The organism is Amycolatopsis sp. cg9, assembly GCF_041346945.1.
In the GTDB taxonomy this organism is placed as follows: Bacteria; Actinomycetota; Actinomycetes; order Mycobacteriales; family Pseudonocardiaceae; genus Amycolatopsis.
The window spans coordinates 8,982,485-9,008,889 of record NZ_CP166850.1 but is presented as its reverse complement, the minus strand read 5'-3'; the positions used below and the strand labels follow the sequence as shown (position 1 = coordinate 9,008,889).

Below are 26,405 nucleotides of genomic sequence, written 5' to 3'. Positions count from 1 at the left end.
GGCGCGTACGCCCGCGTGGGCCCGGTCACCGGGCCGGAGCCATCGGGGTGTCCCACACCTGCGCGAAGTCGCCCGTCGACGCAGCGGCCAGAGACCGGTCGGCCGGACCGAACACCAGGTGATCCGGCCTCCAGTAGTAGGCCCTCACCCCGCTGTCCGCGGGCCAGAGTGTTCCGGTGACGTCGCCGGTGGCCAGGTCGCGCAGCTCGATCGTGCCGTCGTCGTCGCCGATCGCCACCGTCGAACCGTCCGAGCTCAGAGCGACTGACGTGAACCCGGTCCGCCCCGTGCCGAACTGCCGCAGCAGCACACCGCTGTCGAGGTTCCACAGCGCGGCCACGCCGTTGCCGTCCACGGCCGCGACCGTGTGAGCGTCGTTGCCGATGCCGAACAGCTGCAAGCTGTCGTCGTCAGCCGGGGGAATCGTGCCGGCGGGAAGCGTCCGAGTCACCGTGCGGGTCGTCACGTCGATCGCGGCGACCGAGCCGTCGTCGAGCAGGATCGCCAGCGAGCGGCCGTCGACGCTGTAGGCGAGGTTGCGGACGGCAGGCGTCGCCGGCCCGTACGGCTGGATGCGCTGCCCCACGCCGCGATCCCCGGCCAGATCCCACAACTGCACGGTTCCGTCGCGCCTGCCGATCGCGACGGTGTTCCCGTCCGGGCTGAAAGCCGAAACGACCACGGTGGAATCGGCCTGCTGAGCCGCCGCTCCCGGCAGCCGCCGGGCCTGCAGGTCCTGGTCGGTCCGCCATCGCCACACCGAGCCCGTCAGCGGGCCTTCGCCGGCGTCGCCGGTGATCAGGGTGAGCTCGGTGCCGTCCGCGTTGAGACCGATCCCCGCGATGACGCGCACCGAGGGATCGGTTGCGAGGGTGGCCTTGAGGCGGCCGCTGCGCACGTCCCACAGCCGGACGGTCGGCCAGTCACCTCGAGAATCGAAGGCGGCCAAGGTGCGGCCGTCCAGGCTGAGGACCATCCCGCGGCCGTCCGTGACCGGCCCGTCCATGAGGTGTGGCGCGTTCGCGGCGTAGATGGCCGGGATGAGTCCCGCCAGCAGGGCGATCGAAGTGATCGGGACGGCCAACGACGGCAGTTTCCGCCACCGCCGCCGAACCGGGCGATGCGGCGCGCGTGCACCGGCCGTGGCCTGCGCGGGGCGCCACTGGTCGGCGAGGTGGTCGGTGAGCAGGTCGTGGCGGAGCTGGTAGGCCGGGCCGGTCTGGCGCAGCACGCCCACGGCGTGCGCGTTGGCCAGAAATCGGTTCAGCCGCCACGGAAGCCGCCCCGTCACGGCCAGCCACCCGCGGGCCACGGTGTAGGTCAGCCACGCGGCGCCCGAGCCGATCAGCACGACGCCGCCGATGACGACCCCGACCACCAGGCTGATCGGCAGCAGCGGCGGCTGGTCCTTCGCCGGGAACGTCAGCGAGGCCAGCGCGGTCGCGCCCGCACCGAACACGGCGGTGGCGGCGACGGTGATGAGGAGCGCTCGCCGATCCCAGCGCAGCAGGTTCTGGGGCGAACTCGACTCCTGGTGTTCGGCGGGCGTGGCGAGCCAGCGTGCCAGTCCGATCGGGACACCGACGGAGCCGGCGACGAGCGCCCAAAGGCCGAACCCCGTCCCCGCGCGGATCGAGCTGGCCAGGCCCAGCGCCAGGAAGGGGAGCGCGACGGTCATGCCGATCGCGAGACCGACGGCCAGGCTCGGCGCCAGCAGCCGCAACCGCGGTGCGCTGCGGCGCGGCAAACCACCGTGGAGAGCCCCGAGCGCGTTGGTCACCGTGATCACGCCGAGCACGACGACGATGATCGACAGCGTCGGACCGCCCGCGTTCGAGCGGCCCGCCCAGAGCTCGCGCAACCAGCCCACCACGGCGAAGACGGTGACGACCGCCGCCGGTTTGGCGACCAGGTAGCCGATCCCGAGTGCAGTGGCGCTGATCGCGGCCGTCGCCGTCAGCACGGTCTTGGTGTCCCGGGCGACCCCGGACCCGACCGCGCTCAGCAGACGAGGACCGGTCACCCGCCCGTCTGCCGTCGCCGTGGGGGCCGAGCGCGGCGCGGCCACGACACCGACGACCAAGCCGATGACCACGCCCGGGAGCAGGAGCTGCGTGAAGCTCTGGGAGGAGCCGAGGACGAGTGCCAAAGTCGGGGTGAGCAGCGCGCCCAGCGCGGTGCCGATCGCGACGATCGTGGTCGCGATCACCGCGGTCGGCACCGAACGCGAAAGCCGCCACCACTCGTAGTCGGGGACTCCGACGCGATCCCGGAGGTGGTGAGCCAGGAAGCTCAGCCACCGCGTACTGCGGAGGCGCTCACGTTCGCGGGGGTACATCGAGGGCAGGAACTGGGCGAGCAGGTGCTGGCCCGCGGCGGCGGGCGTGGCGAACCGGGTCAGCTCCGCGGGGTCGCTGGCGGGATCCCGGTAGGCCTGACGGGCGAGACTGATCATCAACGGCGTGGACAGCGCGGCGGCGAGCGGGCCGTCCGGCTCCCGGCGCATCAGCTCCACGGCCGCGTCCCAGCGCCGGGACCGGGCGGGTTCGCGCTGGGTGAGGTAGACGGCGGCGTCGTCGACGGTGACCGGTTCGATGTCCACGACTGCCGCGTGGGAAAGCGCGTTTCCGCCGGCGAAGCCGCGTTCGTACTCGATGGTGCGGCAGGTCAGCACCGTGTCCAGGCCGGCGCCGGCCGAGCGGTCCAGGTCGGCCAGCGCGTGCGCGAGCATCGACTCGGGCAGCTCGTCCAGGCCGTCGAGCACCGGCAGCAGCCGCTTGCCCGCCCACAGCCGCCGAAGCCCGTCGGCTCCGATCGCGAGTTCGGGGTGGTCGTCGGAGATCCTCCTGGCCACCCACGTCTCGATCGGTTCGCCGGTCGCGTCGCCGGGGTTCCGCGGCCGCCATCCGGCGATCGAGAGCAGGAAAGGCACCGGGTGATCCCGGTGCGCCGCGGCGGCGAGCGTGTAGAGGATCGCGAGGGTGGTCTTGCCCGCACCGGGTGCGCCCAGCACGACCAGCTGCTGGCGGGAGCCGGCACGGAACGCCTCGACCAGTTCGTGGGCCGCCGGAAGCGAGTCGGTGACGTCGTGGCCCAAGGCTCCGCGCACTGGTTCCCACGGGCCGGATACCTCGATCGGCCGGTCGGCCGAGCGCCAGCGCAGCCGCACGGGACGTGGCTGGCGCAGGCCGCGGTTGCCGACTTCGTGCTGCCACTGCGCGAACACCTTGGCCCGCACCCCGGCCAGCCGGTCGTCGACCGAGGCAGCGCGGTGGTGCCGGCGTGGGCCGACCGACTGGTTGATGGTCACGGAGCCGATGTCGTGTGCCTGGAAGACGATTCCGTCGACCGCGCCGGTGACGGCGTTGGACGTCGACCCGGCCTCCCCGCCGGCGCGCGGCTCGGCCACCACCACCTCCACGGATTCCCGCTGCCCGGAACCGCTCGACTTCGATGCGGACGTGGTGACTAGTCGCTCCGGCCGCGAGCCTCGTTACACGCGCGATCACTGTCCGTGAATGCGCTTCTCCTTTCCCGCACTGCCCGCGTGGGCGCACCGGGCCGGTGTGCGCGGCTCGCCGAACCAGTGCTCGAGTGCCGGTTCGAGGTTGTCCGGGTCGCCTGCCCAGCAGACGTAGCCGTCCGGGCGGATGAGCATCGGCTCGGCGCCGCTGTCGCGGCCCGCGCGGCCGACCCGGTCCGGCCGGCGGGCGGCGACCTCCACGAACCCGCCGTCCGGGTCGATCAGGAGGCCGCGCCCGGAGCGCAGCAGTTCGTGCGACCGGGCCGCGCCGAGGTCCAGGTCCGGTGCGGGCAGGCCGACGAGCGGGTGGTCGTCGCCCGGCATCGGGTAGCGGATGCCCATGCCGGACAACGTGTCGTCAAGGTGGTGCTGCACGGCCGGCAGGTGGGTCAGGGCCGCGAACAGGTCCTTGACGGCCAGCAGGTCCGGGTCGCGGGTGCCCTGCTGGTCCATCAGCAGGCTCTGCGCCTGGACGTTGCGCAGCACGGCGGCCGCGACCGGGTGGCGTTCGGCGTGGTAGGTGTCGAGCAGGTGCTCCGGCGCCCAGCCGTGCACCGCGGCACCCAGTTTCCACCCGAGGTTGAGCGCGTCCTGGATCCCGGTGTTCATGCCTTGCGCGCCGATCGGGAGGTGGACGTGCGCGGCGTCGCCGGCCAGGAACACCCGTCCGTGCCGGTAGCGCGCGGCCTGCCGGGCCGCGTTGGTGATGCGGCGGGCGTAACGCACTTCGCGCAGTTCCACCCGGGAGCCGAAGACGGCGCGCAGCCCCGCGCGGATTTCGTCCGCCGTGACCGGGACGTCCCGGGGTACCGACCGGCCCGGCCCGCCCATCGAGAGCCGGCGCAGCGGCCTGCCCTGCGGGTCGGTGCCGAGCGGGAACACCGCCACCCAGTGTCCGGCTTCGCCCTGGGCGTGCGTCATCGCCGGGAGGTCGCCGCTCAGCCGCACGTCGGCGGCGACCGTGGTCACCGTGCCCGGCCTGCCCGGGAACTCGGCCCCCAGCAGCGACCGCACCGTGCTGCGGCCGCCGTCGGCGGCGACCAGGTACCGGCAGCGGAGGACACCGCCGCCGGCGAAGGTCGCGGTGACGCCGTCCCCGTCCTGGGCGAGGCCGGTCAGCTCGTGGCCGCGGCGCACGGGGATGCCGTGCGCGGCAAGGTGTTCCTCGAGGAAACCCTCGATCACCACCTGCGGGATGGACCGCCACGGGTGGCGGTGCCGGTCGCGGGTGAGCGGCAGCGTGATCCCGGCGAAGTGGGCGATGCCCGCCGGGTGGTTTCCGGTCGCCAGCAACGGGTCCAGCAGGCCGCGCTGGTCGAATGCCTCCTGGGTGCGGGATTGCACGCCGCCCGCCTTCGACAACGTGCTTCGCTGCGGCAGCTTGTCGGCCAGCACGGCCGGCACCCCCGCCACCCGCAGTTCGTTGGCCAGTGTCAGGCCGGTCGGGCCGGCGCCGACGACGAGCACCTCGGTGTCCATGGATTCTCTCCTGGTTGTGCCGATCAGGACGAGGGCAACGCTCCGCCGGCCGGTGCCGGGGCGCCAGAGACCGGCGTGATTGCGTCGGTATCCGACGCTGATTACGCTCTGGTCGGTGAAATCCGACTACGACGAGCTGGATCGCCGGCTCGTGCACGCCCTGCAGGTCAACGGCCGAGCCCCGTTCAGCACGATCGCCGAGGTGCTCGGCGTGTCGGATCGCACCATCGCCCGCCGGTACGCCCGGTTGCGGGCGGCCGGGGCGGTGCGGGTGCTCGGCGGGGTCGATCCGGCGGCGCTGGGCGCGGTGCTGTGGTTCCTGCGGGTGCGGTGCGCGCCGGCCGCGTCGGTCCCGGTCGCCGAGGCGCTGGCCCGGCGTCCGGACACGTCCTGGGTGAGCATCACGTCCGGCGGCACCGAGATCACCTGCACGGTCCGCACCGAAAGCGCGGCCGACAGCGAGGCGCTGCTGCTGGCCAAGCTTCCCCGCACCGCACGGGTGGAGGGCGTGAGCGCGCACTCGGTGCTGCACGCGTTCTACGGCGGCCCGGACAGCCTGGTCGCCAAGCTCGGATCGCTGGACGAGAAGGCGATCGAACGGCTGCGCCCGCCCCCGGTGCCGCACCGGCCGGGACCGGTGCGGCTCGACGACGGGGACCGCAAGCTCCTGGCCGCGCTGGCCACCGACGGCCGGACGGAGTTCGAGCAGCTGGCCGCGCTGACCGGCTGGTCGCCGACGACGGTCCGGCGCCGGATGACCGAGCTTCGTGAACGCGGGGTGCTGTACCTGGACATCGACGTCGACGGCAGCCTGTTCGGCGTCGGCCCGCGCACGCTGCTGTGGCTCTCGGTCGCGCCGTCCTACCTGGAGGAGGTGGGTACGGCGCTGGCCGGGCACCCGGAGATCGCTTTCGCCGCCGCCACGACCGGGCCGACGAACCTGTGCGCGAGCGTCGTGTGCGCGGACCAGCAAGAGCTGTACCGGTACCTGACCACCCGGGTGGCGGAGCTGCCCGCGATCACGCACATCGAGACCGCACCGGTGATCAGGACCGTCAAGCAGGCCGCGAACCGGACCTAGCGAGCAGGCAGCGGTGCCTTCGCGGAGAGAGCGCGTTACGGCGTCAGGTAGCAGGACTTGGCGACGCCGGTCAAGGGATCCGTGCCGAACGCCGAAGTCGAGCGGACGTCCGGTATCCACTGTGGACAGACAGGTGGGCCGTGATCCTGGGAGAACCACGGCCTGGTTCGCCCGCGGAGGATCGGCGACGCTGGGAACATGGACAACGAACGAGCCCCCTTCGCCGGGATGTGGGTGACCGCCGACGGCCACATCCGCCAGGAACTGCGGCCGGACGGCCGCTACGACGAAGCGCGCGGCAGCAGGAAGAGTGCCTACACCGGTAGCTACACGGTCACGGGCAACCACATCGACTACGTCGACGACACCGGCTTCACCGCGACCGGCGACGTCCGGGACGGCGTGCTCTACCACGAGCACCTCGTCCTCTACCGCGAACGGAGCTGAGGTTCACCACGCGAGGCCGTCGCCGTTCCCGGCGTTGGTGTCAAGAACGAAGGGTGCGCAGGCCGGCGCGGATTTCGCCGACCAGGATCTCGGGCTGTTCCAAGGCCGCGAAGTGCCCGCCCGCGTCGGCCTCGCCGTAGTGGATCAGATTGCTGTAGGTCTCTTCGATCCAGCTTCGCGGCAGGCGCGGTACGTCCTTCGGGAAGACCGTCACCGCAACCGGGAGCGTCAGCTTCGGGCCGGCGAAAGTGAGGGATTTGTTCTCCCAGTAGATGCGGCCGGACGACGCCGCGCTGTTGGTGAACCAGTAGAGGGAAATCGCGTCGAGCATGTCGTCGATGCCGAGGACGTCCTCGGCGAGCCCGTGGTTGTCGGTCTTGGACTGGAACTTCTCGTAGATCCACGCTGCCTGGCCGGCGGGGGAGTCGGCCAGCGCGAATCCGACGGTCTCCGGCTTCGTGCCCTGAAGGTGGTTCGACCCGCCGAGATCGCCGGTGTAGCGGGCGAGGGTCTCCACGGCGTAGCGCTGTTCGGGCGACAACGCGTCGGGTATCCGGGCGGGAAAGGCGTATTGGGTGTTCAGGTGAATTCCGAGCAGCCCTTCGGGTTGCGCGGCCCCGAGGGCGGTGGTGACGACGGCACCCCAATCGCCGCCTTGCGCGGCCCACCTCGGGTAGCCGAGACGCTTCATCAGCTCCGCCCACGCGCCGGCGATGCGCGATACGGTCCACCCGGTCTTCGTGGGCTTCTGGGAGAACCCGAACCCGGGGAGCGACGGGATGACGACGTCGAACGAATCGGCGGCGTCCCCACCGAACGAAACCGGGTCGGTCAGCGGGCCGATCAGCTTCAGGAACTCGACGATCGAGCCCGGCCACCCGTGCGTGAGCAGCAACGGCATCGCGTGGGGGTGTTCGGACTTGACGTGGATGAAGTGGATGTCCAGCCCGTCGATCTCGGTCAGGAATTGGGGGAGGCGGTTCAGCTCGGACTCGAAGCGCCGCCAGTCGTAGCCGTGCTGCCAGTGGTCGACCAGGGATCGGGCGTTCTCCACGCGAACCCCTTGCGACCAGTCGCCCACCGTTTCCGGATCCGGCCATCGGGTCCGGGCCAGCCGCTGCTTCAGGTCGTCGATCGCCGAATCCGGGATCGACACGGTGAACGGGCGGACGGGGGTCGAGGTCATTGCGTTCTCCTGAGCTCCGAAGGGTGGCGCAACCTTCGTTGCACACTGGTGTGCAACCTACGCCACTGCACACCAGTGTGCAATGATGGTTTCGTGCCCACCGAGTCCTCCCGTGCGCGCTCGATGAACGAGACGCGCGACCGCATCCTCGACGTCGCCCTCGAGGTGCTGGGGGAGAACCCCGACGCCGGGATGGGCGACATCGCCGCCGCGGCCGGCGTCGTCCGTCGCACTGTCTACGGCCACTTCCCCTCGCGGCTCGACCTGGTCCGGACGCTCACGGAACGGGCCGTCGCCGAGATGACAGCCGTGCTCGCCGAAGTCGACACCGCCGGCGCGGACGCGGCGTGGGTCGAATTCATCGCCCGCGTCTGGCCGGTGGCGCACCGGTACCGAGTACTGCTGGCGCTGCGCCGCGGCGAGTACGGCGAGGCGATCCACGGCCTGCTCGGGCCGGTCGACGAGCTCCTCGCCGACCTCGTGCGACGGGGCCAGGGCAGCGACGTGTTCGCGCGGCACCTGCCGGCGGACATCCTGAGCCAGATCGCGTACGGCGTCGTGTTCGCCGTCGCGGACAGCGCCGTGTCGAACGGGAATGTCGGTGCCCGGGCGGCGACGATCACGAGCCTGCTGATGCTGGGGGTTCCCGAGCCGCGCGCAATCGCTCTGGTGGGCGACGAGTGATGCGCTACGTCCAGGTGGCTGTCCCCGCCGTGAGCGGGGTTTGCCGACCTGCCGGTGCTTCCCGGTGCCCGGCCCGCGTCGACCCGGCGATCACGCCTTGACCAGCCGGGTCACCGCCGTCACGACCGCTTCGCGGTGTGCGGCGATCCGCCGGGGGTCGCGTGCGCCGGAGCCGTCGGATTCGAGCAGGCCGGTCGGGGTCAGCTGCCACGCCTGGGTGATCGCGTAGATGAAGACGAGCAGGTCCACCGCGGTGAGCGGCGCCGCGGCCGTGGCGCCGGCCAGTGCCGTGGTCTTCGCGAGGTAGGTCTCCAGTGGCTCGGACGCGGCTTCGGGGCGCTCCAGCTGCGCCCAGACGTTGATGCGCAGCGGGGCGGGTTCGCGCCCGTGGAAGTCGAACAGGTCGCCGGCCCAGCCGGCCAGGTCGTCCGGGCGGAGGGGGACCTTGGCGGCCATCGACTGGATCGCGCTGGTCAGCGCGGCGTCGAAGAGCCCGTCCTTGTTGCCGAAGTAGGCGTAGATCATCCGGACGTTGGTCCCGGCCTCGCGGGCGATCCGCTCGACCCGCCCGCCGGCCAGTCCGTGCCCGGCGAACTCGGTGACGGCGGCCTCGAGGATGCGGGCCTTCGTCGCTCGGCCGTCGCGCGGGGGCATGTGGTCTCCGTCTCCGTGGCGCTGGTGGTGTCCTCAGTGTATAAGTAAATAAGCACTTACTTACAGGAGGGTCATGAAGACCGAGATCGAACGAGCGCTGGCGATCACGCCCGCGTCGTCGGCGTGGGAGCGCACCATCGACATCACCACCACCGGCGCCCGGACCGGACGGCGCCGCCGCATCGAGGTGTGGTTCTACCGGGCGGACGGGCGGATCTACCTCAGCACCACGCCCGCGAAGCGCGGCTGGTACGCGAACATCGTCAAGAACCCGGCGTTCACGTTCCACCTCAAGCACGGCGTGCGCGCCGACCTCGCCGCGATCGGTACGCCGGTCCGGGACGCGGGGGAGCGCGAGGCGGTGTTCACCTCGATCATCGCCGACCTCAACCAGCCGGCCAACCCCGCGGGCATCCCGCAGCCCGTCCGGCCACTGGCGGAATGGCTGGCCGGCAGCCCGCTCGTCCGCGTCGACTTCGTGGGAGGAACCGAGTGATGGGACCGCGAACCGCCCTCGTGACCGGCGCCAACCGGGGCCTCGGCCGCAGCACGGCGCTCGCGCTGGCCCGCCACGGCCTGAACGTCGTCGTGGCCTGCCGCGGCGGAGCCGACGCCGGCGCGGGGACCGTGCGGCAGATCCAGGCCGCGGGCGGCGACGCCGTGGCCGTCCGGCTGGACCTCGAGGACGTCGCCTCCTTCGGCGCGTTCACCGAGGATCTCCTCGACGAGCTGCGCGGCCGATGGGGCGCCGACACGCTCGACGTCCTGGTGAACAACGCCGGTATCGGGCTCTTCGGGGCGCTGGCCGACGTCACGCCGGCGGACTTCGACGCGGTGGTGGGCACCAACTTCCGCGGGACGTTCTTCCTCGTCCAGGCGCTCGCGCCGCACCTCGCCGACGGCGCCCGCGTCGTCAACGTGTCGACGTCGCTCACCCGCCACGTCAGCCCGGGGACCTCGGTCTACGCGGCGTCGAAGGCTGCGGTGGAGGCGTTGTCCCGCAGCCTGGCGGCCGAACTCGGCCCGCGTGGCATCCGCGTCAACGCGGTGGCCCCGGGGCCCAGCGCGACGGACTTCAACGGCGGTGCCATGCGCGACGACCCCGGCCTGCGGGAAACCCTCGCGGCGGGGACAGCCCTCGGCCGGGTCGGGCAGCCGGCGGAGATCGGCGACGCGATCGCGGCGCTGGCGTCGGAGGAGATGCGCTGGATCACGGCGGAACGCATCGAGGTCTCGGGCGGCGCTCTGCTCTAGCCGCGGTGTGACCGGTTCGCTCGACCGTGACCCGGCTGGGATTGCGGCTCCACCGATCAGAAATCCGCCGCCGCGTCGTCAGTTCTGGCAGCCCCCTCGCACCGGTGGAAGGATCGATGACCATGACCGACGCTGGACCGCTGGACGCCGACGAGGCCACGTTCATCGCGGCGGCCCGCGCAGGTGACGCGGCGCGGTTCGCGCTCGTCACGGAGCGGCATCGGCGGGCGCTGCAGGTGCACTGCTACCGGATGCTCGCGAACTACGAGGACGCCCAGGACATGACGCAGGAGACGTTCCTGCGAGCGTGGAACAAGCGGGAGACGTTCAAGGGGCACGCGGCGCTGCGGACCTGGCTGCACCGGATCGCGACGAACGTCTGCCTCGACTTCCTGGACAAGCGCAACGACCGCACGCCCGTGCCGTCCGGTCTCTCGGACGCCGGCTCCGAGCTGCTGTACCTGCAGCCGTACCCCGACCGGATGCTTCCGGAGGACCCGCAGGAATCGGTGGTGGCGCGGGAGACGATCGAGCTGGCGTTCATCGTCGCCGTCCAGCACCTGCCGCCGCGGCAGCGGGCGGTGCTCATCCTGCGCGATGTCCTCGGGTGGCCGGCGTCGACGGCCGCCGGTGCGCTCGAGCTGACCGTCGCGTCGGTGACCAGTGCGCTGCAGCGGGCGCGCGTGACGATGCGGGCGCAGCTGCCCGGCCGCCGCCTCGACTGGCGGAGCCCCGCCACCCACGAGCTGTCGGACGACGAGCGCGGCGTGGTGAAGTCCTACATCGACGCCCATGTGCGCAACGACCTCGACGGGCTCACGTCCCTGCTGCGCGACGACCTGCGCTTCGCGATGCTGCCCGAGCCGGACACCGCGACCACGACGGCCGAGGACGCGGTGGACGGCTGGGTCTCCGGTGGGCTCTTCCAGCGCGGCCACGACGACTGGCGCGGCATGACCACGACGGTCAACCGCATGCCGGCCGCCGCGCTCTACCTCCGCACCCCCGGCGACTCCGAACACCGGCTGTTCGCCGTCGCGGTCCTGCGCGTCGTCGACGGGAAGATCGCCGAGCTCACCGGGTTCGACGTCGCCGGCAAACCGTGGCTGGGCCTGCCTCCGACACTGTGATCACCCGGGTCCCTCTCATCGCCTCGTCTCGTACCGGGTCAGCACCACGCCGCCGGGGAACGTCCGCGTCTCCACGAGGTTCAGGTTCACCCAGCTGTCCAGCGCCGCGAAGAACGGCGTGCCGCCGCCCACCAGGACCGGGTGGGTGACCAGGGCGTACTCGTCGACCAGTCCGGCCCGCACCGCGGCCCCGGCGAGCGTGGCGCCGGCGATGGCCATCGGGCCGCCGTCCCCGGCCTTGAGCCGGGTGATCTCGGCGACCGCGTCGCCGGTGACCAGGCGGGTGTTCCAGTCGACCTTGTCGATCGTCGAGGAGAACACCACCTTCGGCGTGTCCCGCCAGTTCCGCGCGAACTCGATCTGCGCCGGGGTCGCGTCCGGCCGCTGGTCGCCGGTCGGCCAGTAGGAGCTCATCTCCTCCCACAGCTTGCGCCCGTACAGCGACAGCTCGTTGGCCAGCTCCTGGTCGAGCCACCACTGGAACAGCTCGTCGCTCGGCGGCCCGCTCCAGCCGATGTCGGCGCCGGTCGCGGCGGTGTAGCCGTCCAGGGTCGCGTTCATGCCGAAGATCAGTTTCCGCATCGTGCCAGCCTCTCTTGAGTCGATCTCACACGTACAGACGGGCGCGGCGCGAAAACCTGATCGGTGCGCCATACTCGCGAGGTGACCCCAGCCGCGGAGCTCGGAGCGGGACGACAGCAGCTGTTCGGCCTGGCCTATCGGCTGCTGGGGGTTGCGGACGAGGCCGAGGACGCCGTCGACGACGCCTACCGGCGCTGGAAACGGCCGGGCTCCGGGGCGCTCGCGCACTCGCGGGAATCGCAGACGGCGGTCGTCACCCGGCTCTGCCTCGCCCGGCTGCACGCCGCGCGAGCCAGCCGCGAGCACTACCGCGGTCCGTGGCTGCCGGCGCCGGTCCTGACCGACGCGCTCGGCCCGCTGTCCACGGCCGAGCAGCGGGACTCGGTCTCCCTCGCCCTGCTGGTCCTGCTCGAACGCCGGACGCCGCACGAGCGCGCGGTGTTCGTGCTGCGCACCGCTTTCGGGTACCGGTACCGGACCATCGCGGAGATCCTGGAGCTGTCCCCGGGCAACTGCCGTCAGCTCTACCACCGCACCACGCGGCAGCTGGCGAGCCGGCGGCCGCCCCGCCAGCCGGATCGCGGCGAGCGCGTGCGGCTGGCCGGGCAGTTCCTCGCCGCGATCAGAGCCGGGGAACCGGGTGCTCTCGAAGCGATCTTGGCGCGGGACGTCACGCTCTGGGCCGACGGTGTCCGCCGGGTCGCCACCGCGCCCCGCCCCGTCGCGGGCCGGGACCAGGTGGCGCGGTTCCTCATCGCGGCCTTCCGGCGGATCGCGGTGCCGGTCAGGTTCGGGTTCGCCGAGGTCAACGCGGGCACGGCGATACTCGCGGCAGCCGGCGGGACGCTGCTGGCCGTGGTGGCGCTGGAGATCGAAAACGGCCGGATCGCCGGCCTGCGGATCGTCGCCAAGCCGGAGAAGCTGTCGTTCGTGGCGAACGGGTTGTCCGCACGCCAGGAGGCGGGCTGCGAACCGCGGTGAGCGGATGCCTCCGGCTGTCACCGTGAGCTCCGCACCGGGGACGGGCCCCACGCAAAATTGATGCCCGAGGCAAGGAAACGGTTAACTCGGCGCAAGTCCCGGCTTTAACTCGGACATTTCACCGACGGGGTGACCGCCGGACGGTTTTCGTTCGGTCCGTGTTCACCTCGCGCGCCCGCCGAAGTCATTTGTCCTGCCTAAGTTTCTGGCGCGAGCCAGGAAAGAAGGCAAGGGAAGCCATGAGCACACCCGTCGCGGTCCGAGCGCGCGGAATCACGAAGTACTTCGGCGACGTCGTCGCGCTGGACGGCGTCGATCTGGACGTGGCGCCGGGGCAGATCCACGGGCTGGTGGGGCCCAACGGCGCGGGGAAGACGACGTTGCTCGGGCTGTTGCTGGGCCTGGCCGTCGCCGACGAAGGCCGGCTCGAGGTCCTCGGTACGCCGATCGGGCGCGCGCTCGCCGCGCCCGGTGGTGTCGCGGGTTTCGTCGACGGTCCCGGCCTTTACCCCTCGCTCACCGCGCGGCAGAACCTCGCCGCGCTGGCGGCGCTGCGCGGGCGTGACGGCCGGACGGCGGGGATCGCCGACGTGCTCGAGCAGGTCGGCCTCACCGACGTCGTCGACGACCGCGTGCGCGGCTTCTCCCTCGGCATGCGGCAACGGCTCGGCCTCGCCGCCGCCCTGCTCACCGAACCGCGGCTCCTGGTGCTCGACGAGCCGGCCAACGGCCTCGACCCGGTCGGCAAGCGGCACGTGCACGGCGTCCTGGACCGGCTCGCGGCCGGCGGCACGACCGTGGTGCTGTCCAGCCACCGGATGGACGACCTCGAAGCCCTGTGCTCCGAGGTCACCATCCTCGCCGCCGGACGCGTCGTGTTCACCGGCCCGCTCGGCAAGCTGTCCGCCGAGAACCGCGAGCTCGACTACCGGCTGCGCACCTCCGACCCCGGCGCCGCCCGCCGGGCGATCGCCGGCACGCCCGGGATCCGCCTCGCCGAAGACACCGGAGGCCGGCGGGACACCGAGGTGCTCGTGGTGCGTGCCCTGGTGCCCGCGCTCGACGAACTGGTGCCGCGGCTCGTGAAGGACGGCATCGCGGTGCGTGAGCTCGCCCCGGTGGTGTCCCCGCTGGAAGCCGCGTTCCTCGCCCTCACCGAACAGGAGGCCGGCCGATGACCACGACCGTCGCCGAGTCCCCGGACACCGCCACCAGGCCGGTCCCGCTGTCGCGCGGCTACCGCTTCGAACTGGTCAAGCTGTTCTCGACCTGGCGGATCCGCCTGCTGGCCCTCGCTTGCTGGATCGCGCCCGCGTTGTTCGTGGCCGCGGTGAGCGAGCAGAGTTCGCTGCCCGTCGACACCCTCTTCGGCCGTTGGATGAACGCCACGGGGTGGGCCGGGCCGCTGGTGATGCTCGGGTTCGCGGGCACCTACGCCCTTCCGCTCCTGACGTCGGTGGTCGCCGGTGACGTGTTCGCCGCCGAAGACCGGCTCGGCACCTGGCGGCACCTGCTGGTGGCGGTCCGGTCCGCCCGGCGGATCTTCGTCGCGAAAGCGCTTGCCAGCCTCACCGTCATCGTCGTGCTCGTCGCCGGGATGGCCGTGTCCAGCACGGCCGGCGGGCTCGTCGCGACCGGGAACCGGGCTCTGGTGGGCTTCGACGGCCACCTGCTCGCGCCGGGGGAGGCCGCGGTGCAGGTCTTGCTGGCGTGGTTGTGCGTGCTCGCCCCGACGCTGGCACTGGCCGCGGTCGGGTGGCTCGGGTCCGTCCTGTGGGGACGGTCGCCGATGGGCCTGCTGCTGCCCGCCGTCGTCGCCCTCGCGATGGCCTTGGCCCAGTTGCTCCCGCTGCCCGTCGCCGTCCGCCTCGCGCTGCCCAGTTACGCGTTCATCGCGTGGAACGGGCTGTTCACCGGCCCGGCCCAGCTCGGCCCGCTCCTGATCGGGATCGGGGTGAGCCTGGCCTGGGCGGTACTGGCGGCCGCGCTGGCCTACCTGCTCTTCGCGCGCCGCGACTTCACCGGCCTCGCCCACGACGGCTCGGGGCGCCGGGCGCTCGTCGCCGGCGCCGTGCCGCTGGCCGCGCTCCTCGCCGTCACGGCCGGGATCATCGCCGTGGCCACCCCGGCCACCGGGTCCGGGATCGACCAGGACAAGGTGCAGGCGTCGCTCGCCACGGCGTTCGGCCACCTCTACCGCCTGCAGGCCGGGCAGCTCAACCGGCCCGACGTCACCGAAGCGGAGCTGGGGGCCACGGCCGCGTGCACCAAGGGCGACGGCCTGGTCGAGCCCGACGGGCCCGGCAACGACTGGCGGTGCGTCGTCTCCTGGCACCTGCCGGGCGTCGCGGCGACCGGGCAGGCCGTCTACCAGCTGGACATCACCTCGGACGGGCGGTACGTCGCCGACGGCGACGGACCGAAGGAAGTGAACGGCTACTTCCAGGTGCGGACCCCCGCGGGGGACCAGCCCAACCCCCTGTGGCAGTTCGACGGGAACGTCGAGCTGCTTTCCTCCACGAAGGGATAACCCGATGCAGGTAACTCGCCGCAGACGGCGTGTCGGGAAGGCGCGCCTTCTCGGGCACCTCGGCGGTCACCGGTTCCGCTACGTGACAGCCGGTTCCGCCACGCTCGTGCTCGTCGCGACCGGCACCGGCGTCGGTGTCGCGTCGACGCAGCAGTTCGGCGAGGACCAGGTCGGCCAGGTCACCGAGAACGGCCAGGTCGTCTCCGCCGACCAGTACCTCAAGCCGATCGGCGACCGGCTGGTCGTGAACAACGGCAAGATCATGGCGTCCTCCGTCAGCCCCGACGGCGCCCACCTCGCCGCGCTGACCACCGACGGCGGGATCGCGCTCACGATCGTCGACCTGAAGAGCTGGAAGGTGCAGCAGCTCGTCGGCAACTCCGCGACGGCGAACCTGCGCATCCCGGGCAACGACGTCGGCCAGGAAGGGCCGTCGTACTCCCCGGACGGCAAGGCGCTGTGGCTGGCGCAGACCGACGGCTACACCCGGTTCACGGTGAACCCGGACGGCACGGTCGCCACCCCGGCGCCGGTCAAGATCCCGGCCGACGGCCCGAAGCACGCGCTGGTGGCGCAGGCGGTGTTCGCGCCCGACGGGTCCACTGTGTACTCCGCCGTCAACGGCCAGAACCGCGTCGTCGCCCTCGACGCGGCGACCGGCGCGCTCAAGCAGAGCTGGGCCGTCGGCAACGCGCCGCGTGACCTGGTCCGCGTCGGGACCAAGCTGTACGTCAGCAACGAAGGCGGCCACCCGGCGCGGCCGGGCGAGCCGACGCTGAACTCGTACAACACCCAGGTGCCCGCGAGCGGGTTCACCGGCGCGACGACCAGCGGCACGGTCAGCGTCATCGACCTGGCGAACGCGGCCGCCACGCCGAAGAGCATCGACGTCGGCCTGCACCCGACCGCGGTGTACGCCAAGAACGGCGCCCTGTTCGTCACCAACACCGGGAGCAACACCGTCTCCGTCATCGACACCGGCCGCGACAAGGTCGTCCAGACCATCGCGACCCAGCCGTGGCCGCAGGCTTCGGTCGGGTACGAGCCGGACGGGGTGACCCTCACCGACGACGGGCACCTGCTCGTGACGCTCGGCCGGGCCGACGCGGTCGCCGTCTACCGCTTCCAGCGGGCGCAGGAGCCGGTGAGCTACGTCGGCCTGCTGCCGACGGACTACTTCCCGACGGCGATCACGACGGTCGGCAAGGACGTCGTCGTCTCCAACACGCGCGGCATCGACGCCCGCCGTCCCACCACGGCCGCCGGGCACGGCACCCACGACACGACGTCGAGCGTGCAGCGGTTCCGGCTGCCGGACGACCGCGCGATCCGCGGGTACACCGGTCAGGTCTTCGAGCAGAACGGCTGGACGGACAACTCGGTCCAGGTGGCCCACGACGACGGCCACCGGAAGGCGGTCCCGGTCCCGGCGCGGCTCGGCGATCCGTCGACGATCAAGCACGTCTTCCTGCTGGTCAAGGAGAACCGGACCTACGACCAGGTCTTCGGCGACGACGCGCGCGGCAACGGCGACCCGTCGGTCACGCAGTTCGGCGAGAACGTGACGCCGAACCAGCACGCGCTGGCACGGCAGTTCGGCTTGTACGACAACACCTACGACATCGGCACCAACTCCGCCGAGGGCCACAACTGGCTGATGCAGGCCGACAACCCGGAGTACACCGAGTCGTCGGCGGGGGAGTACCTGCGCAGCTACGACACCGAGGACGACGCCCTCGGGCACCAGAGCTCCGGGTTCCTCTGGACCGGCGCGCAGGCGGCCGGGAAGTCGGTGCGGGACTTCGGTGAGTTCCAGCAGTTCCTGACCAAGCCGGCCGGCGCGAGCTGGCAGAACCTGTACTGCGACAGCAAGAACATGGCGGCCACCGGTGAGCCCAGCGCCTACCCGCTGGTGTCGTCGTCGCCGATCCCGTCGCTGAACGACGTTTCGGTGCCCGGGTTCCCGAAGTTCGACACCGCGGTGCCGGACGTCTACCGGTACCAGATCTGGAAGAACGACTTCGAGAAGAACGGGCCGGCCAACCTGAACATGTTCTGGCTGTCGAGCGACCACACCGGCGGCCCGCCGAACGCGGCCGCCCAGGTCGCCGACAACGACCTCGCGGTCGGCAGGATCGTCGACACGATCTCGCACAGCCCGTACTGGAAGGACTCGGCGATCTTCGTCGTCGAGGACGACTCCCAGGCCGGACTCGACCACGTCGACGGGCACCGCGCGCCGGTGCAGATCATCAGCCCGTACGCCCAGCACGGGGTCGTCGACAGCCACTACTACTCGCAGATCACGATGATCCGGACGATCGAGCAGATCCTCGGGGTCAGGCCGATGAACCAGAAGGACAGCGCGGCGACGCCGATGAGCGCGGCCTTCACGCGGAAGCCGGACTACACGCCGTTCACCGCGGTGCCGAACCGCACCTCGCTCACGGCCGGCCTGGCGACCCAGCCGTCCTGCGGCGCGGACACCCCCGCCCCACCGGACCCCGCGGCGGCCCCGGTCCCGTCGTCGGCGGTGCCGGCGGACAAGGCGCAGGTGGCGGCGCGGTGGCAGGAGTGGACGACGCACCAGCGGCTGACCGGCCCGAACGCGGTCGCCGACTACGCCAACCCGGCGCAGATGAACCACTTCACGTGGTACCAGACGCACGGCTGGCAGCTGCCGTACCCGGGGGAGAACCAGGTGTTCACCCCGGACCAGGTCCCGGGCGCCTACCTCCCGTCGGCGGAATCCGACGGCTGACCGGACACGGCACAGGCACCTGGCCGGCGTGGCCGGTCAGGTGCCTGTGGGTCGCGCGACCCGCCGCTGTCGACGGCCGGCGCACCTGTTCGGCTGAGATACTTCGCCGGTGATGCCGGAGAACCGCCGATGAGCCCTCGAGCGGAAATGGGGATCGTCCTGCTGGCGATCTGCGCGCTTTTGGTGACGGCGGTGTTCCTCGAGAGCCGGCGGCGGGAGAAAACCGGAGGTGCCGGCCAGGTCCCGCCGCCGGCCCGGAGTACGCACACCGGATCACCGCACGGCAGGACGAGGACTACGACCTCGTCCTGCGGGGCGGCGCCCGGATCAACGGCATCACCGGCACGTGGCCGTTCGCCGGCCTGCTGGTCAGCCGCGATCAGGCCGAGCTGCGTGTCTGTTCCCTCGTGGCGATCCGGATCGCCCGCGCCGAAGTGATCGGCGTGCGACCGGTTCGCGGCCCGTTCAGCCGCGGCTTCAAGTTCCGGACCGCGTCGGGCCGGTTGGACGAGGTGAGCTTCTGGCCACTGGGCAAAGCCCGGGAACAACCGGCCGAGCTCGGCCGGCTCTGAACGGCCGAGCACCACCGCCCGCCGGCGCGGGTGCCGCGATCCGCTGTGCGGCACCCGCCCCGCAGGTGTGCCGGTTTCCCGGCACGCGGACGGCATCAGGAGAGCTGGGCGACCTCCGCGTCCGTCAGCGCCTTGCCGGCCACCGCGACGTCGTCGACCGCGCCGCTCCAGAAGTCGACGTTGCGGCCGTCGTACTTGGCGCGCCCGATCGTGAACGCGCCGGTGCTGACGAGCGCTGGTCCGGCCGGGGCCGTCGCGACCTTCACGCCGTCCACGTAGAGCCGGATCTCGTTGCCGGCCCGGACACCCGTCAGCTCGTACCAGCGGCCGATCTCCGGCACGACCTCGTACCGGGCCCGGTTGCCGCCGGGGGTGCTGAACGCGAACGCGCCCTGGCCGTACTGCAGGTAGAACGGGCTCTCCCGGTCCCGGCCGTCCTGGCTGACCGCGGTCGCGTAGTTGCCGGGCAGCTGGTCGAGCCGCACCTTCGCGGACACGGTGTAGTCACCGGTCGTGTCGACGACCGGGCCGTAGGTGTCGGCGGAGCCGCCGGTGAACTGGAGCGCGCCGTCCTTGAACGCCGCCCCGGCCGGGGTGAGCGTCAGGGAGTTGTTGCCGCCGCTGGAGTCCTTCGCGGTCGTTCCTCCTCGCTCGTCGAGGTGCCACGAGCCCTTCCCCGCGTACGGGTAGGGCTTGCCGGCGTCGGCCCCGGCCTCGATCACGCGCCGGTTGATCTCGCGGACCGGACCGGGGTCGACCTTGATGCGCTTGCGGTCGTAGGTCCACAGCCCGTTGAGCTCGCCTTCCAGGTCGGTGACCTGCGTGTAGACCGAGGCCGACAGCTCGGCCCTGGCCTGCCCGAGGTAGAACGTGCGGGTGTTGTCGACGTACTTCGCCGTCAGCGCCGCCTTGTCCGCCACGCCGCTGTAGATCGCGATCGGCGCACCCGGCCACTGGTGACCCGGCGTGCGCAGCGTGAAGCCGCCGTGCTCGCCATCCATCGCGACGCGCGTGCCGTCCGAGCGGGCCGGGTCGGTGTTGTTGTAGTCGTGGTGGTCGATGACGTCGCCGCGGCCCGAGTCGCCCTTGGAGGCGCAGCAGTTCACCCCGCTGTGTGCGTTGACGATCCGGCTCGGGTCGGTGGCCTTGACCTGGTCGGCGATCCGGCCCGTGGCGGTCTTGTCCCACTCGCCCCAGCCCTCGTTGAAGACGACCCAGGCGTAGACGGACGGGTAGTTCTGCAGCTGGTGCATCTCTTCCAGGCCCTGGCTGAGCCACGCCTGCTGCGCCGCCGGGTTGTTGCCGTCCTCGACGGACACGAAGTCCTGCCACACCAGCAGTCCGAGCTGGTCCGCGTGGTAGTACCAGCGGGCGGGCTCGACCTTGATGTGCTTGCGGACGGCGTTGAAGCCGAGGTCCTTCTGCGCCTTCAGGTCGAACACGAGGGCTTCGTCACTCGGCGCGGTGTTCAGGCCGTCCGGGTAGAAGCCCTGGTCCAGCTGCATCAGGTTGAAGATCGGCTTGCCGTTGAGCGTCAGCTTCGGCGTGCCGCCGACGTTGGTGATGCCGGTGGACCGCATGCCGAAGTAGCTCTTGACCTTGTCCCCGCCCAGCTCGATCTCCAGCTGGTACAGGTACGGGTCGTCCGGCGTCCACAGGTGCGGGTTCGGCACCGCCAGCTTCAGGTTCGTGTTCGCCGGTCCGGTGACCGTGCCGACCGGCCGGCCGCGTGCGTCCTTGGCGACCGCCGTGACGGTGGCGGTGCCCGCGGACTTGACGTTGAGGGCCAGTGAGTTGGTGGTCAGGTCGGGAGTCGTCTTGATCTCGTCGATGCCCTTGTCCGCCACCGGTTCCAGCCACACCGTCTGCCAGATGCCCGACGACGGGGTGTAGAAGATGCCGCCGGGGTTGGGGGACTGCTTGCCCTTGGGCTGGTACGGGCCGGTCGTGTCGGTGACGGCGACGACGATCTCCTGCTCGTCGCCGCGCTTGAGCACGTCGGTGATGTCCGCGCTGAACGCCGTGTAACCGCCGGTGTGCTCGGCGACGAGCTTGCCGTTCACCCAGACCTTGGCCTGGTAGTCGACCGCGCCGAAGTTGAGCTTGAGGCGCTGCCCGCCGCCGATCTTCCAGTCGCGCGGGACGCTGACCGTGCGGCGGTAGAACATGTGGTCCTCGTGCCGTTCGAGCCCGGAGAGCTGCGACTCGATCGGGTAGGGCACGACCACCTTTTCGGGCAGCCGCTTGCCGAACACCGGCTGCTGGCCCTCCTTGGCGGCCGAGAACTCCCACGGGCCGTTGAGGTTGACCCACTTGTCGCGCTCGAGCTGGGGCCGCGGGTATTCCGGCAACGGGTGGCGCGTGTCGACGTTCTCGCCCCACGGCGTCCGGAGCCGTTCCGCCGACGCGTTCGCGACGGTGCGGCCGGTCTTGCCGACCTTCGTGCCGTTCACCGCGAGGGCACCAGCGCCGTCGTAGTAGATCGTGACCCGCTGGCCCTTCAGGACCCGCTCGGCCAGCTGGATCGTGGCCCGGGTGCGGGTCGTCGTGATGAACGAGATCGGCATCGGCGTCGCGTCGACCTCGATCCGCAGGTGGTCCTTCAGGTCGTTCGTACCCGAGACGCGGCCGTCGAAGTCGGCCGTGAGCGTGCGACCGTCCCGGGAGATGTCCGCCGTGCGCGGCACGACCGCGTAGCCGGCCGGCGGCGTGAACGCCGACAGCGGCACGATCTGCTTCGCGGTGGCCGCGCTCGACCAGCGCAGGAACATGTTCGCGCCGCCGGTGTCCTGGAACATCTCCAGCTTGAAGTCGTACTGCTTGCCGGCGGTCAGCGTGACCGGCGCGCTGGTCTGCTCGGAGTCCCAGTCGCCGACCCAGTGGTCGATCACCGGAGCACCGTCGATGAGCAGCCGGAACCCGTTGTCGCCGATGGCGTAGAACGTGTAGTCGCCGGTCTGCGGCACGGCGAGCTGCCCGGTCCACCGCGCGGTCGTGTGCTCGGTGCGCCCGGCGACCAGCCCGAAGATCGAGGTCAGGTCCGGGTGGTCGACCTCGCCGTCCAGCGCGGTGCCGGCCAGGTTCGCGAAGTCCCGCGCCCCGGGCGCCGACATCGTGAAGTATTCGGCCTTCAAGCCGTGCACGGGCTCGGCGGCGCCTGCCGGCGGCGTTCCCGACGCCACGCCCAGTGCCACCAGCAGGGCGAGGAGGACGGAAGCGGCTCTTCTCATCGGCGAGATCCCCTTCACTTTTACAACGTTGTAAAACGCTCTGGGGTGGATCCAATCAGACATGTTGGACTTCGAACTACCGCCGAATGGCGGTATCGCGAGGGCCGACTGCCAAGTTTCAGGGTGACGCGTGGTCGCCGGCTCGGGTGCGTCGCACGTGGGACCGGGCGTGGGCCGCCGCGTCGGCGAGGTCGGTGAACAGGTGGGTTTCGTGCCGGAGCTTGCCGAGCGCGCCGGTGGCGGTCAGCAGGTGCCGGTGATGCGGCCGGATTCCCTTGACCAGCACGGTGATGCCGCGGCTTTCGAGCTCCTCGATCGCTTCACCGAGTGCTTTCGCGCCGCTCGCGTCGAGCAGGTGCAGGCGGGACAGCCGCAGGATGACGACGAGGACGTCGCCGGTCGTGTCGGCGATTTCGGTGACGAGGCGTTCGGAAGCGCCCCAGAACATCGCGCCCTCGAAACCGAACACGGCGATGTGCTCGTCGCCGGCGGTGGCGGGACCGGGAAGCGGGTCGCGGCGGGCGTGCGCGGCGCCGGCGAGGTGGCGCAAGGCGAAGAAGGCGGCCACGAGCAAGCCGATCTCCACGGCGAGGATGAGGTCCGCCGCGACGGTCACCAGCGCGGTCACGGCGAAGGTGGCCGCGCTGGACCGGCTCGCGTGGACCACTTCGCGGATCGTGCCGAGCGGCACCATGCGCAGGCTGGTGACCATGAGGACGCCGGCCAGCGCGGCCAGCGGGATGCGGGAGACGAGCCCGGTGGCGGCGTAGACGACGGCGAGGATCACCAGGGCGTGGGTGATGGCCGCGAGCCGGGTCCGCGCGCCCGAACGGACGTTGACCGCGGTGCGGGCGATCGCGCCGGTGGCGGGCATGCCACCGAAGAGGCCGCTGGCGATCGAGGCGATGCCCTGGCCGACGAGCTCGCGGTCCGGGCGGGTCGGGCCGACCGGCGGGCCACCGCGTGTCATCGTCACGGCGACGCGTGCGGAGAGCAGTGACTCGATCGCCGCCAGCGCGGCCACCGCGACGACCGCGCCGGTGAGGTCGCCGACGGCGCCGAGGGTGAACGACGGCAAGGCGGGGTGCAGGCTGCCGGGCAGGGTGCCGATCCGCGGGAGGGGCGCGTGGGCGAGCTCGGCGGCGACGGTCGCCGCCGCGACCGCGAGCAGGGACGCCGGTATCCCGCGGTGCAGCTTGGGCAGCACCAGCATGATCACCGCGACGGCCACCACGGTCGCCGCCGTCCAGCCGGCGCCGCCACCGGTCACGGCGTGCGCGACCGCGCCGGCCGCGGCCAGGAACGGGTTCTGCCCCGGTGGCGCGGTCGTGCCGACGGCCGCGGGGACCTGCTGCAGGAAGATGATGCAGGCGATCCCGAGCGTGAAGCCCTCGACGACCGGCCAGGGCAGGTAACCGACCAGCCGGCCCAGCCGCGCGGCTCCCGCGACGAGCACGACCAGGCCGCCGAGGATGGCGACCAGGGCGACCGAGGACGGGCCGTGCGCCGCGACGATCGGGGCCAGGACCACCGCCATCGCCCCGGTCGGCCCGGACACCTGGACCGGCGAGCCGCCGAACACCGCGGCCACGATCCCCGCCACGACGGCCGTGACCAGTCCCGCCGCCGGTCCCGCGCCCGAGCTGACCCCGAACGCCAGTGCCAGCGGCAGGGCGACGACCCCGACCGTGATCCCGGCGAGCAGGTCCGCGCGCACCACCGGCGGCCGCAGGTCGAAGTCGCCGGGGCCCGGCAGCAGGTCGCGGGTCTTCACGCGTGGACCGTGATCGCGTCGAGCACGGCCTGGGGACTCGCGCCGGGCAGCGGCGGCAGCTCGCGCGCGGCCCGCAGCTGGTCGGAGCCGGGCCGCAAGCCGGCCAGGAGGAACGCGCGGGCGACGACCAGGAGCTCGGCCACCAGCGGTTCGGCGAGCCAGTAGTCGACGGCGTTGCCGGTCCGCGACGAGGTGACGACGCGGGTGCGGCGCAGGACCGCGAGGTGCTGGGACAGCTGGGAAGCTTCGCAGCCGGTCACGTCGAGCAGCTGCGTCACCGGCGCGCCCTCGGCACCGGCCGCGGCCAGCACCTCCAGCACCTGGATGCGGGTCGGGTGCGCGAGGCACTTGAACAGGTCGGCCTTGATCCGGTACAGCGGCTCCGTCGTGCGGGATCTCGCGGGCATGAGCACCTCCTGGATTGATGACTCTATCAATCCATCAATCCATGAGCCCGCCACCTGGCTCGCGGTGGCCCCAGGATCCGATTTTTTGAGGAACGATCGTTCTTGACTGATCGTTCCTCAAAAGGCTATCGTCCTGGCATGGGCAGGCGAAGGACGTTCGACGAGGACGAGGTGGTGCGCGCCGCCGTGGAGTTGTTCGGCGGCCGCGCGTACGACGGGGTGTCCGTCGACGATCTCGTCACCCACCTCGGCGTGCACCGCAACAGCCTGTACAAGACGTTCGGCAGCAAGCGCGGCCTCTACCTGATCGCGCTTCGCCGCCACCTCGCCGACGACGTCCGCCCGCTGGCCGACGCGCTCGCCGCGGCACCCGATGCCGCGACCGCGCTGCGGCTCGTCACCTCGGCCGACCTCGGCCTGCTGCTGCTCGCGGCGGTCGACCGGGCCCCGGCCGACGAGGAAGTCGCCGCCGAGGTGGCGGCGGCGCTGGCCGCCATCGACCAGGCGATCGCCGGCGCGCTCGGTATTTCCGACGCACTGGCCGCCGCCCTCACGGCGGCCGCGCTGGGCATCCTCCTGCGCGGCAACCCCGACGGGGTCGGCACCGCGCTGACCCGACGCTTGGATCCGCTCGACTGACAAGGAAACAGCCATGGCACTGGTCCACATCGACGGCGACGACCTCGTTGTCGTGATCGAGGGTCTCGACAAGCTCTGGGCCTTCAAGAGCAGCCTGACCATCCCGCTGGCCAACGTCCGCGGCGCGACCGCGGATCCCGGCATCGCCGCCGATCCCAAGGGGATCCGCGCGCCGGGCGCGCACGTGCCCGGCGTGATCACGGCGGGCACGTTCCACCTCGACGGCGAGAAGGTCTTCTGGGACGTCAAGGACGCGGCGAAGGCGGTCGTGATCGAACTCGCCGACGAGCGCTACGCCCGCCTGGTCCTCCAGGTCGACAACCCACGCGAGACCGTCACGCTGGTCGAGAACGCGCTGCGCTGAACGGAAACGAACCGATGTTCTCCCACTTCACCGTGGCCGTCGTGGCGCTGGCCGTCGTGACCGCCACCCCGGCTCAGGCGACGCCCGGCCTCGTGCCGGCCGCCGACCGCGAGGTCGTCTTCACCGTCGACGGGACGGCGACCTACGGCACCCTGCACGTTCCCGCGCACCGCGCCGGGCAACGGCTGCGGGCCGCGCTTCTGCTGCCCGGCAGCGGACCCACCGACCGAGACGGCAACCAGCCACCGCACACGGCCCCGAACACCCTGGCGCAGGTGGCCGCCGCGCTCGCCGGCGACCGGGTCGCCACGTTGCGGTTCGACAAGTACGGCACCGGCCGCACCGGGCTCGGCGCCTACCGCGACCACCCGGCCGAACTCGACTACCCGGCGTTCGTCCGTCAGGCGAAGGCCGCCTACGAGGTGTTGCGCGACCAGCCGGAGACCGACCCGCGCGCGCTGATGGTCGCCGGGCACAGCGAGGGCGCGATGACGGCGCTGCTGCTCGGCGGCACCGTCCACCCGCGCCCGGCCGGCCTGGCGCTGCTGCAGCCGCAGGCGATCCGCCTGCTGGACCTGGTCGCGCTGCAACTGCACGCTCAGACCGCCGAGGCGGTCCGGCAGGGCCGGCTCACCGCGGACCAGCAGCGCGCGATCGACGCGGCGATCGACGCTGCCGTCACCGCCCTGCGCGAACACCGGCCGGTCGACACGACCGACCTGCCGCCCGCCGTTGCCCAGCTCTTCGCGGCTTTCCAAGGAGCGAGCGGCCGGTTCGTGGAGAGCGACGACGCCATCTACCCACCGGACACCGCGGCGGCTTTGCGGCCGGGGACCCGGGTGCTGCTGACCTGCGGCACGAACGACGGCCAGGTCCCTTGTGCCACAACGGATGCCCTGGCTGCCGCCCTGCGCCGGGCGCACGCCGGCGGACCGGGCCGGGTGCCACTGTCCGGAGTGGACCACCTGCTGCACGACGCCGGCCACGCGGACACCCTCGCCCCGGCCGCGCTCGACGCCCTGCACCGGTTCGCAGCGACGCCCCTCGCCGCGGGTGGGCGCACCACGCCGAGCCGGAGGTGAGCTGGGCCACCGCGACGACGTCGCGGTGTAAGGGATCGGTAACCG

22 protein-coding genes are annotated in these 26,405 nt (G+C 71.9%); 14 read left to right on the top strand and 8 right to left on the bottom strand.

Annotated elements, in window-relative coordinates:
• Positions 1-25: 25 nt before the first annotated feature.
• Complete coding sequence (locus tag AB5J73_RS41280; RefSeq protein ID WP_370964437.1) at positions 26-3,409, bottom strand: hypothetical protein; 3,384 nt, start codon at positions 3,407-3,409, stop codon at positions 26-28.
• A 96-nt stretch (positions 3,410-3,505) separates the two neighbouring features.
• Positions 3,506-5,002 carry an FAD-dependent monooxygenase gene (locus tag AB5J73_RS41275; RefSeq protein WP_370964436.1) on the bottom strand — a complete coding sequence of 499 codons (1,497 nt, stop codon included), beginning with the start codon at positions 5,000-5,002 and terminating at the stop codon, positions 3,506-3,508.
• Between the two features lie 115 nt (positions 5,003-5,117).
• Between AB5J73_RS41275 and AB5J73_RS41270 the strand changes: the two genes are divergently transcribed.
• Positions 5,118-6,083 (top strand): Lrp/AsnC family transcriptional regulator, encoded by a 966-nt coding sequence (locus AB5J73_RS41270; RefSeq protein ID WP_370964435.1) that lies wholly within the window; start codon positions 5,118-5,120, stop codon positions 6,081-6,083.
• Between the two features lie 198 nt (positions 6,084-6,281).
• A complete protein-coding gene (locus AB5J73_RS41265) occupies positions 6,282-6,530 on the top strand; it encodes an Atu4866 domain-containing protein (protein ID WP_370964434.1) in 249 nt (82 codons plus the stop codon).
• Between the two features lie 40 nt (positions 6,531-6,570).
• Here AB5J73_RS41265 and AB5J73_RS41260 read toward each other — a convergent pair whose 3' ends face one another.
• Complete coding sequence (locus AB5J73_RS41260; RefSeq protein ID WP_370964433.1) at positions 6,571-7,716, bottom strand: epoxide hydrolase family protein; 1,146 nt, start codon at positions 7,714-7,716, stop codon at positions 6,571-6,573.
• Between the two features lie 93 nt (positions 7,717-7,809).
• Between AB5J73_RS41260 and AB5J73_RS41255 the strand changes: the two genes are divergently transcribed.
• On the top strand, positions 7,810-8,400 hold the full coding sequence (locus AB5J73_RS41255) for a TetR/AcrR family transcriptional regulator (RefSeq protein ID WP_370964432.1): 591 nt from the start codon (positions 7,810-7,812) through the stop codon (positions 8,398-8,400).
• Positions 8,401-8,490: 90 nt separating this feature from the next.
• Here AB5J73_RS41255 and AB5J73_RS41250 read toward each other — a convergent pair whose 3' ends face one another.
• Complete coding sequence (locus AB5J73_RS41250) at positions 8,491-9,054, bottom strand: TetR family transcriptional regulator (RefSeq protein ID WP_370964431.1); 564 nt, start codon at positions 9,052-9,054, stop codon at positions 8,491-8,493.
• A 73-nt stretch (positions 9,055-9,127) separates the two neighbouring features.
• Here AB5J73_RS41250 and AB5J73_RS41245 point away from each other — a divergent pair, with 73 nt between their 5' ends.
• The 3 genes from AB5J73_RS41245 (at position 9,128) to AB5J73_RS41235 (ending at position 11,438) form a co-directional block, all read left to right on the top strand.
• On the top strand, positions 9,128-9,550 hold the full coding sequence (locus AB5J73_RS41245; RefSeq protein ID WP_370964430.1) for a nitroreductase/quinone reductase family protein: 423 nt from the start codon (positions 9,128-9,130) through the stop codon (positions 9,548-9,550).
• Positions 9,550-10,308: an SDR family NAD(P)-dependent oxidoreductase gene (locus tag AB5J73_RS41240; RefSeq protein ID WP_370964429.1), complete on the top strand. Its 759-nt coding sequence runs from the start codon at positions 9,550-9,552 to the stop codon at positions 10,306-10,308. The genes AB5J73_RS41245 and AB5J73_RS41240 overlap by 1 nt, the downstream gene beginning before the upstream one ends.
• 122 nt (positions 10,309-10,430) lie before the next feature.
• The gene (locus AB5J73_RS41235; RefSeq protein ID WP_370964428.1) at positions 10,431-11,438 is read left to right on the top strand and encodes an RNA polymerase subunit sigma-70; all 1,008 of its coding nucleotides are present in this window, start codon (positions 10,431-10,433) and stop codon (positions 11,436-11,438) included.
• A gap of 15 nt (positions 11,439-11,453) precedes the next feature.
• Here AB5J73_RS41235 and AB5J73_RS41230 read toward each other — a convergent pair whose 3' ends face one another.
• Positions 11,454-12,020 carry a dihydrofolate reductase family protein gene (locus AB5J73_RS41230; RefSeq protein ID WP_370964427.1) on the bottom strand — a complete coding sequence of 189 codons (567 nt, stop codon included), beginning with the start codon at positions 12,018-12,020 and terminating at the stop codon, positions 11,454-11,456.
• Between the two features lie 81 nt (positions 12,021-12,101).
• Between AB5J73_RS41230 and AB5J73_RS41225 the strand changes: the two genes are divergently transcribed.
• From AB5J73_RS41225 to AB5J73_RS41205, 5 genes are all read left to right on the top strand, one after another.
• Positions 12,102-13,001, top strand: a complete 900-nt coding sequence (locus AB5J73_RS41225) for a sigma factor-like helix-turn-helix DNA-binding protein (RefSeq protein ID WP_370964426.1) — start codon at positions 12,102-12,104, stop codon at positions 12,999-13,001.
• Positions 13,002-13,240: 239 nt separating this feature from the next.
• Complete coding sequence (locus AB5J73_RS41220) at positions 13,241-14,179, top strand: ABC transporter ATP-binding protein (protein ID WP_370964425.1); 939 nt, start codon at positions 13,241-13,243, stop codon at positions 14,177-14,179.
• Positions 14,176-15,531, top strand: coding sequence for an ABC transporter permease (locus tag AB5J73_RS41215; RefSeq protein WP_370964424.1), 1,356 nt, complete (start codon positions 14,176-14,178; stop codon positions 15,529-15,531). Before AB5J73_RS41220 ends, AB5J73_RS41215 begins: the two co-directional genes overlap by 4 nt.
• Before the next feature lie 4 nt (positions 15,532-15,535).
• Complete coding sequence (locus tag AB5J73_RS41210; RefSeq protein ID WP_370964423.1) at positions 15,536-18,292, top strand: alkaline phosphatase family protein; 2,757 nt, start codon at positions 15,536-15,538, stop codon at positions 18,290-18,292.
• 407 nt (positions 18,293-18,699) lie between these two features.
• The gene (locus tag AB5J73_RS41205; protein ID WP_370964422.1) at positions 18,700-18,864 is read left to right on the top strand and encodes a hypothetical protein; all 165 of its coding nucleotides are present in this window, start codon (positions 18,700-18,702) and stop codon (positions 18,862-18,864) included.
• A 95-nt stretch (positions 18,865-18,959) separates the two neighbouring features.
• Here AB5J73_RS41205 and AB5J73_RS41200 read toward each other — a convergent pair whose 3' ends face one another.
• The 3 genes from AB5J73_RS41200 to AB5J73_RS41190 all read right to left on the bottom strand — a co-directional run bounded on the left by AB5J73_RS41200 (position 18,960) and on the right by AB5J73_RS41190 (position 24,275).
• Positions 18,960-22,094 carry a LamG-like jellyroll fold domain-containing protein gene (locus AB5J73_RS41200; protein ID WP_370964421.1) on the bottom strand — a complete coding sequence of 1,045 codons (3,135 nt, stop codon included), beginning with the start codon at positions 22,092-22,094 and terminating at the stop codon, positions 18,960-18,962.
• A gap of 118 nt (positions 22,095-22,212) precedes the next feature.
• Positions 22,213-23,868: a SulP family inorganic anion transporter gene (locus AB5J73_RS41195; protein WP_370964420.1), complete on the bottom strand. Its 1,656-nt coding sequence runs from the start codon at positions 23,866-23,868 to the stop codon at positions 22,213-22,215.
• Positions 23,865-24,275 (bottom strand): ArsR/SmtB family transcription factor, encoded by a 411-nt coding sequence (locus AB5J73_RS41190; RefSeq protein ID WP_370964419.1) that lies wholly within the window; start codon positions 24,273-24,275, stop codon positions 23,865-23,867. Before AB5J73_RS41190 ends, AB5J73_RS41195 begins: the two co-directional genes overlap by 4 nt.
• Before the next feature lie 138 nt (positions 24,276-24,413).
• On the opposite strand from AB5J73_RS41190, the gene AB5J73_RS41185 reads away from it, so the two are divergent.
• From AB5J73_RS41185 to AB5J73_RS41175, 3 genes are read left to right on the top strand one after another with little or no spacing between them, the layout of a single operon-like run.
• The gene (locus AB5J73_RS41185; protein ID WP_370964418.1) at positions 24,414-24,914 is read left to right on the top strand and encodes a TetR/AcrR family transcriptional regulator; all 501 of its coding nucleotides are present in this window, start codon (positions 24,414-24,416) and stop codon (positions 24,912-24,914) included.
• Positions 24,915-24,927: 13 nt separating this feature from the next.
• Positions 24,928-25,278: a hypothetical protein gene (locus AB5J73_RS41180; RefSeq protein WP_370964417.1), complete on the top strand. Its 351-nt coding sequence runs from the start codon at positions 24,928-24,930 to the stop codon at positions 25,276-25,278.
• A 14-nt stretch (positions 25,279-25,292) separates the two neighbouring features.
• Entirely contained in the window at positions 25,293-26,360 is a 1,068-nt protein-coding gene (locus AB5J73_RS41175; protein WP_370964416.1) for an alpha/beta hydrolase, read from the top strand.
• Positions 26,361-26,405 lie beyond the last annotated feature (45 nt).

What these genes read in the sequence shown, in the direction of transcription:
- AB5J73_RS41230 (WP_370964427.1), bottom strand. Translation starts at nt 12,020, where the DNA reads ATGCGGAAACTGATCTTCGGCATGAACGCGACCCTGGACGGCTACACC.
- AB5J73_RS41185 (WP_370964418.1), top strand. Translation starts at nt 24,414, where the DNA reads ATGGGCAGGCGAAGGACGTTCGACGAGGACGAGGTGGTGCGCGCCGCC.
- AB5J73_RS41220 (WP_370964425.1), top strand. Translation starts at nt 13,241, where the DNA reads ATGAGCACACCCGTCGCGGTCCGAGCGCGCGGAATCACGAAGTACTTC.
- AB5J73_RS41190 (WP_370964419.1), bottom strand. Translation starts at nt 24,275, where the DNA reads ATGCCCGCGAGATCCCGCACGACGGAGCCGCTGTACCGGATCAAGGCC.
- AB5J73_RS41250 (WP_370964431.1), bottom strand. Translation starts at nt 9,054, where the DNA reads ATGCCCCCGCGCGACGGCCGAGCGACGAAGGCCCGCATCCTCGAGGCC.
- AB5J73_RS41260 (WP_370964433.1), bottom strand. Translation starts at nt 7,716, where the DNA reads ATGACCTCGACCCCCGTCCGCCCGTTCACCGTGTCGATCCCGGATTCG.
- AB5J73_RS41200 (WP_370964421.1), bottom strand. Translation starts at nt 22,094, where the DNA reads ATGAGAAGAGCCGCTTCCGTCCTCCTCGCCCTGCTGGTGGCACTGGGC.
- AB5J73_RS41245 (WP_370964430.1), top strand. Translation starts at nt 9,128, where the DNA reads ATGAAGACCGAGATCGAACGAGCGCTGGCGATCACGCCCGCGTCGTCG.
- AB5J73_RS41240 (WP_370964429.1), top strand. Translation starts at nt 9,550, where the DNA reads ATGGGACCGCGAACCGCCCTCGTGACCGGCGCCAACCGGGGCCTCGGC.
- AB5J73_RS41210 (WP_370964423.1), top strand. Translation starts at nt 15,536, where the DNA reads ATGCAGGTAACTCGCCGCAGACGGCGTGTCGGGAAGGCGCGCCTTCTC.
- AB5J73_RS41215 (WP_370964424.1), top strand. Translation starts at nt 14,176, where the DNA reads ATGACCACGACCGTCGCCGAGTCCCCGGACACCGCCACCAGGCCGGTC.
- AB5J73_RS41235 (WP_370964428.1), top strand. Translation starts at nt 10,431, where the DNA reads ATGACCGACGCTGGACCGCTGGACGCCGACGAGGCCACGTTCATCGCG.
- AB5J73_RS41175 (WP_370964416.1), top strand. Translation starts at nt 25,293, where the DNA reads ATGTTCTCCCACTTCACCGTGGCCGTCGTGGCGCTGGCCGTCGTGACC.
- AB5J73_RS41275 (WP_370964436.1), bottom strand. Translation starts at nt 5,002, where the DNA reads ATGGACACCGAGGTGCTCGTCGTCGGCGCCGGCCCGACCGGCCTGACA.
- AB5J73_RS41180 (WP_370964417.1), top strand. Translation starts at nt 24,928, where the DNA reads ATGGCACTGGTCCACATCGACGGCGACGACCTCGTTGTCGTGATCGAG.
- AB5J73_RS41265 (WP_370964434.1), top strand. Translation starts at nt 6,282, where the DNA reads ATGGACAACGAACGAGCCCCCTTCGCCGGGATGTGGGTGACCGCCGAC.